Here is a 248-nt window from a genome sequence, read left to right on the forward strand (position 1 = left end):
ACTGAAATCGAAAGCGTTTGCACGCCGAAAGTAACAGGGCTTGGCGGTCTCTATGAAGCCGTTCGGAATGAGCCGCTGTCGTTTTTTATTTTGTTCTCATCCGTTTCGGGTCTGATCCCTTCGCTTGCTGCGGGGCAAAGTGACTACGCGATGGCTAATTCATTTATGGACTCTTTTGCAAATCATCAGGCAGGCAAAGGAAACGTGTTTGTTAAAGCCGTTCAATGGCCCGTCTGGAAAGAAACCGG

At 48.8% G+C, this 248-nt stretch carries 1 protein-coding gene; it reads left to right on the forward strand.

The genetic code is table 11. The features are described from left to right. A partial coding sequence (locus SB658_RS26385; RefSeq protein ID WP_410603456.1) for a KR domain-containing protein occupies nt 1-248 on the forward strand: 248 nt, incomplete at both ends.

Origin of the sequence: Bacillus sp. SIMBA_008, from assembly GCF_046535495.1 — a bacterium.
GTDB lineage: Bacteria > Bacillota > Bacilli > Bacillales > Bacillaceae > Bacillus > Bacillus subtilis.